This is a genomic window from Streptomyces sp., from assembly GCF_031178505.1.
Lineage (GTDB): Bacteria > Actinomycetota > Actinomycetes > Streptomycetales > Streptomycetaceae > Streptomyces > Streptomyces gulbargensis.
Window position 1 is genome coordinate 1 of sequence record NZ_JAPSIW010000544.1, and the last position, 4,907, is coordinate 4,907.

The 4,907-nt window shown below is 75.4% G+C and carries 5 protein-coding genes; 1 reads left to right on the forward strand and 4 read right to left on the reverse strand.

Going from position 1 to position 4,907, the window contains the following annotated elements:
- Positions 1 to 273: 273 nt before the first annotated feature.
- From RIF68_RS27360 to RIF68_RS27375, 4 genes are all read right to left on the reverse strand, one after another.
- Positions 274 to 639 (reverse strand): TadE/TadG family type IV pilus assembly protein, encoded by a 366-nt coding sequence (locus RIF68_RS27360; RefSeq protein ID WP_309053971.1) that lies wholly within the window; start codon positions 637 to 639, stop codon positions 274 to 276.
- A 3-nt stretch (positions 640 to 642) separates the two neighbouring features.
- The gene (locus RIF68_RS27365; RefSeq protein WP_309053972.1) at positions 643 to 1,911 is read right to left on the reverse strand and encodes a P-loop NTPase; all 1,269 of its coding nucleotides are present in this window, start codon (positions 1,909 to 1,911) and stop codon (positions 643 to 645) included.
- 7 nt (positions 1,912 to 1,918) lie between these two features.
- On the reverse strand, positions 1,919 to 2,629 hold the full coding sequence (cpaB, locus tag RIF68_RS27370) for a Flp pilus assembly protein CpaB (protein ID WP_309053973.1): 711 nt from the start codon (positions 2,627 to 2,629) through the stop codon (positions 1,919 to 1,921).
- A 121-nt stretch (positions 2,630 to 2,750) separates the two neighbouring features.
- Entirely contained in the window at positions 2,751 to 3,773 is a 1,023-nt protein-coding gene (locus tag RIF68_RS27375) for a hypothetical protein (protein WP_309053974.1), read from the reverse strand.
- Positions 3,774 to 4,161: 388 nt separating this feature from the next.
- On the opposite strand from RIF68_RS27375, the gene RIF68_RS27380 reads away from it, so the two are divergent.
- Positions 4,162 to 4,907 (forward strand): carbohydrate binding domain-containing protein (locus RIF68_RS27380; RefSeq protein ID WP_309053975.1); only part of this gene is annotated, 746 nt, incomplete at its 3' end.

A 4,907-nucleotide genomic window follows, 5' to 3' on the forward strand; every position in this document is an offset into this window, starting at 1 on the left:
GGGACCGCACCGAAGCGCCCGGGCCCCCGAGCGACCACGCCCAGAAGGACCCACGGCCCCCGAGCGACCGCGCCCAGAAGGACCCACCGCATCCGAGCGACCGCGCCCCACGGGAGCCGATACCCCCTGGCGTACGAACCCCATGGAGCCGCGACGGAGTTCGCCGTCCCCCGGGCAGGGTGTCCGGGACGCGGCGGCGCGGGATCCCGGCCCCGCCGCTGCGGTCCGTCCGGTCGCGGGCGTTCCCGCGCGGGTCCCTCATGGCGCTCCCCCTCACTCCGGCACCTCCGCGATCGCGCCCGCCTCTCCCACCACCGGGATGAGTCCTCCCGTACCGGGGACGAGAACGGGCACCCGGACTTCGACGCGGACGTGGACCATGCCGCCGGCCGGCTCGCAGCCGCCTCCCGAGACGCTCCAGGCGCCGTCGATGTGCCGTCGGGCCGCGGCGGATCCGTCGTCGCCGACGGCGCAGGCGCGGGCCGCCTCGTCCGCCGCGTTCCCCGCCAGGGTGTACGTGTAGCCGACGAGGACGAGCTGCCAGAGCAGGGCGAGGGTGAGGAGGATCAGCGGCACCATGCCGAGGAACTCGATCGCCACCTGCCCCCTGTCGCCGTCCCGGGTCGCGGTCACCGTCACGGTTCAGCGTCCTCCGGTGCGGCGCCGGAGGCCCAGGGAGCCGCGGTCGCCCGCGCGGGTGAGCTGCCTGCCGGGGCCGGGGGCCGGGGCGGCGGACGCCGGGGCACCGGTCAGGCCCAGTTCGGCGGCGAGGCTCCACAGGGCCTGCTTGACGGTGGACCGTGCGTCGAGTTCGTGGAGGCGTCCCGCGTCCACGACGGCCTGGAGCTCCTTGAACTGGGCGGGGACGGTGACGGCCGCCGTCCGGGTGCCGGTGATCTTCTGGACCAGGGGCGCCTGGATCTCGGCGGAGCGGTGGTGGCGGTTGACCAGGGTGACGGTCTCCTCGGCCTTGCGGACCTGGAGCCGTTCCCACATCCGTACCGTCCGCTTGGCGGAGCGCACGGCGACCACGTCGGGTGTGGTGACGAGCAGGGCCGTGTCGGCCATCTCGACGGTGGCGGCGCCCGCGCCGGTGAGCTGGGAGCCGCAGTCCACGACGACGACCTCGTGGCGGCCGCGGAGGGCGCTGACGACCTGGCGGGCGGCGCGGTCGGTGACCTCCTCGCCGCGTTCGCCCTCGGCCGGGGCGAGGAGCAGGGAGAGCCCGGTCTCGTGGACGAAGACGGCGTCCTGGAGGACCCGGGGCGAGATGTCGGCGATGGCGGCGAGGTCGGCGACGGAGCGCCGGAACTGGACGTCGAGGTAGGAGGCGACGTCACCGCTCTGGAGGTCCATGTCGACCAGGGCGACGGTCCGCCCGGCGGCGCGGGCGGCGAGGGCGAGGTGGACGGCGGTGACGGTGGTGCCGACGCCGCCCTTGGCGCCGCTGACGGTGACGACGGTGCCGCCGGGCCCGGTGACGGCCTCGGCGCCGCCGCCGAGGTGGCGGCGGACCCCGGCGGACCACTGGGCGGCGGCCTGGACGCGGCTGGCGAGTTCCTCGTAGCCGAGCGGGAGGGTGACGAGGCCGCGGGCGCCGGCGTCCATGGCGGCGGAGAGGAGGGCGGGCCCGGCGTCGGCGGTGATGAGGACGACGCCGACGGCGGGGAAGCGGAGGGCGACCTCGCGGACGAGTTCGAGGGCGGGGACGGGTCCGATGCGCTCGTGGACGAGGACGACCTCGGGCAGCGCGTCGAGGGAGTCGGCGGCGAGCCGGGCGAGGGTGTCGAGGAGCTGGGTGGAGTCGGGGACGGGCGGGGCCGGTTCGGCGTCGGGGAGCTGGCCGGCGAGGGTGGTGACGGACCGGGCGGCGTCGGGGTCGCCGACGGCCGGCAAGATCCTGGTGCTCATACCGGCCTCACTTGTCCTTGTCGAGCGTGTAGGTGCGGTCGCCGGGTGCGGCGGGGGCGCCGGCCGAGGAGGGGGCGACGAGGGCGAGGCGTACGTGTTCGGCGAAGGACTCGGCGTACGCGACGCGCTGGGCGTCGGCCGTGGTGAGGGCGAAGGTGATGGGGACGGCGGAGGTGGCCCGGTCGGTGCGGTCGCTGCGGCTGTCGATCGGGGTGATCTTCCCGACGCCGATGACGCGGGCGGACGCGACGATCAGACGGGACTGGGGCGCCTCGCCCTTCTTCACGCCGTCGAAGGTGGCGTAGATGTTCACGCGGGCGCCGGCGGTGATCTTCCCGGCGACTCCGGTGCCGGCGTCGATCATGATGGCGATCTCCTGCTCGCCGGGGCGGAGTTCGGGCCGCTCGACGATCATGTCGGTCTGGAGGAGGGAGCCGGACCGGAGGGTGGTGACGGCGATCTTGCCCTCGATCTGCCGCAGGTCGGTGACGGCGGTGGTGGAGAGCCACCGCTCGGGCATGGTCACCTTCTCGAACTGCGAGGCCCTGAGCGGGGTGTACGGCTCCACGTCGGCGCGCGCGACGCGGTAGGCGGTGACCTCCGGGCCGACCTTCGCGTTCACGTCGCTGATCACGGCGAGGACGCCGGCGAAGGCGCCGAGCGCGCACAGGACGGACAGCAGCAGCAGGATGACGCCGCGGCGCTGGCGGGAGTTCATGGCCGTACTACCTCGTTCGGATCCGGGGGACGGGGGACGGGGGGCCGGCTCCGCCTCACCGGCGCCGGGCCGGGGGCCGGGCGGGGAGCGGTGCCGGTGCCGGGCCGGGGGGCGGTACCGGTCACGGGAGGGCCGAGGTCCCCGGCCCGAGGGCCGGCGGTGACGCTCCGGGCGGTACGGCCGCGGTCCTGCCGCCCGGCGGGACGGCCGCGGCCCGGCTCCCCCGGGGTGCGGCTCCGGCCTGTCGGGGGACGGGCGCGGAGGCGGCCGGCGACCGCTCGTGTCCGGGGCCGGCACCGGCGCCAATGCCGGGGGCGGGGGGCGCGGGCAGGGGCGCGGCACAGAATGCGCAGCGGTCGCCGATGAGTTCCAGGCCGCACCAGTGGCAGGTCTCGCGGCGTACGGAGGCGACGAGCTGGTAGAGGACCGGCAGGTCGGGCAGGTGGGCGACGAACTCGACGAGCTTGCCGGTCCCCCACCAGCCGGGGGAGGCGGCGGGCAGGGCCGTCTCCTGCACGGGTCCCTGGATGCGCCAGCCGGGGACGAGGGTGGTGGCCGGCCACTCGGTCTGGAGACGGCCGCGGGCGAGGAGGAGCTGGGTGGGGAACTCCGGTCCGGTGAGCGGCGTCTCGTGGGAGCCGATGCGGACCATCTGCGGGGTGGGTCCGGCGAGGACGGCGAAGTGGGCGCCGGGGAGCAGGCCCGTGAGGTGGGAGCCGAGGCCGACGGGGACGCGGTCGAGGCGGGAGACGGAGCCGAGGACGGCTCCGGCGTAGAGGTAGTGGGTGAGCAGCCGGGCGGCGGAGGCGAGGACGCCGGGGCTGAAGTCGCAGCCGGCGAGCTGGCGGAGCTGGCGGACGAGGACGGCGGCGGCGAGGGGGGGCAGGTCGGTCCTGACCAGGGCGATGCGGTCGCTCTCCAGGAGGGCGCGGACGGCGAGGACGCGGCGGGCGACGGCCGGGGGCGCGGAGGTGGGGCAGACGACGATCACATGGCCGTGGTGGTCGAGCAGGTGGCGGGCGCCGGCCACGGAGGCGTCGAGCGGCTGGGTGTCGGGGGGCGGCAGGACGGTGGCGTGCGGGGTCCGCCCGTCGGTGGGTGGCAGTACCAGGTCGGCGCTGGTGACCGCGATCGCTGTCGGCACGTCAGGCTCCCCGTCCCCTCCGGCCTCCGGTGTCCCGGGGGCCGTGGCCCCCCGACCCCGGATCACTCCCTACCCCGGATCCCGCTCTGATCACTTACCGCGTTCACCGCGTCACGGTGGTGGGCGGCTGCTCTGCACCTTATCCACGGTCACCGGGGTGGTGAACACACAATCCGCCAACTCCCCCCGCATTCTTCGGTACCCGGCGTCGGAGGTCTTGACAACGCGATTGGTCTGGACCAGCTTGGTGCGACAGCGACAGCGACTCGCAGCGGTGGCCACCGATCGCACCCCGTACGGACCCGATCCCCACCCCGTACGGCCCGCACGACGACGTACGACGGCGTACGGCACCCTCCCTCTCCCCCACTCATCCCGGAGGACGCACGTGGACCGCACCACCCCCCGCCCCCGCGGCCGCAGATGGCTCGGCGGCGCCCTCGCGCTCGCCCTCGGTTCCGGACTGGTCCTGGCCGGCGGTGCCGGCACCGCGCAGGCCGCCGACATCGACGTCGCCCGGAACGGCGGCTTCGAGAACGGCCTGACCAACTGGACCTGTTCGGCCGGCAGCGGTACGGCCGTCTCCTCACCGGTACGCAGCGGGACCGGCGCCCTGAAGGCCGCCCCGTCCGGCCTCGACCACGCCAAGTGCGTGCAGAAGGTGGCGGTCCGGCCCGGTTCGACGTACACGCTGAGCGCGTGGGTCCAGGGCGGGTACGCCTACCTGGGCGCGAGCGGCACCGGGACCGGCAACGGCAAGGTCTCCACCTGGACGCCCGACGCGCCGGCCTGGAAGCAGCTCACGACCACCTTCACGACCGGCGCGAGCACCACCTCCGTCGACGTCTTCACCCACGGCTGGTACGGCACGGCCGCCTACCTGGTGGACGACCTGAGCGTGATCGGGCCCGACGGCGGCGGCGGTCAGGACCCGGACCCGGTCGTCCCCGCCACTCCGGCCGGCCTCACGGCGGGCGCCGTGACCAGCAGTTCGGTCGCGCTGAGCTGGAGCCCGGTGACCGGGGCGACCGGTTACAAGGTCTACCGGGACGGCACCCTCGCGGCGACCGTCGGCGGCACGTCGGCCACGGTGACGGGGCTCGCCGCCGACACGGCGTACCAGTTCCAGGTGGC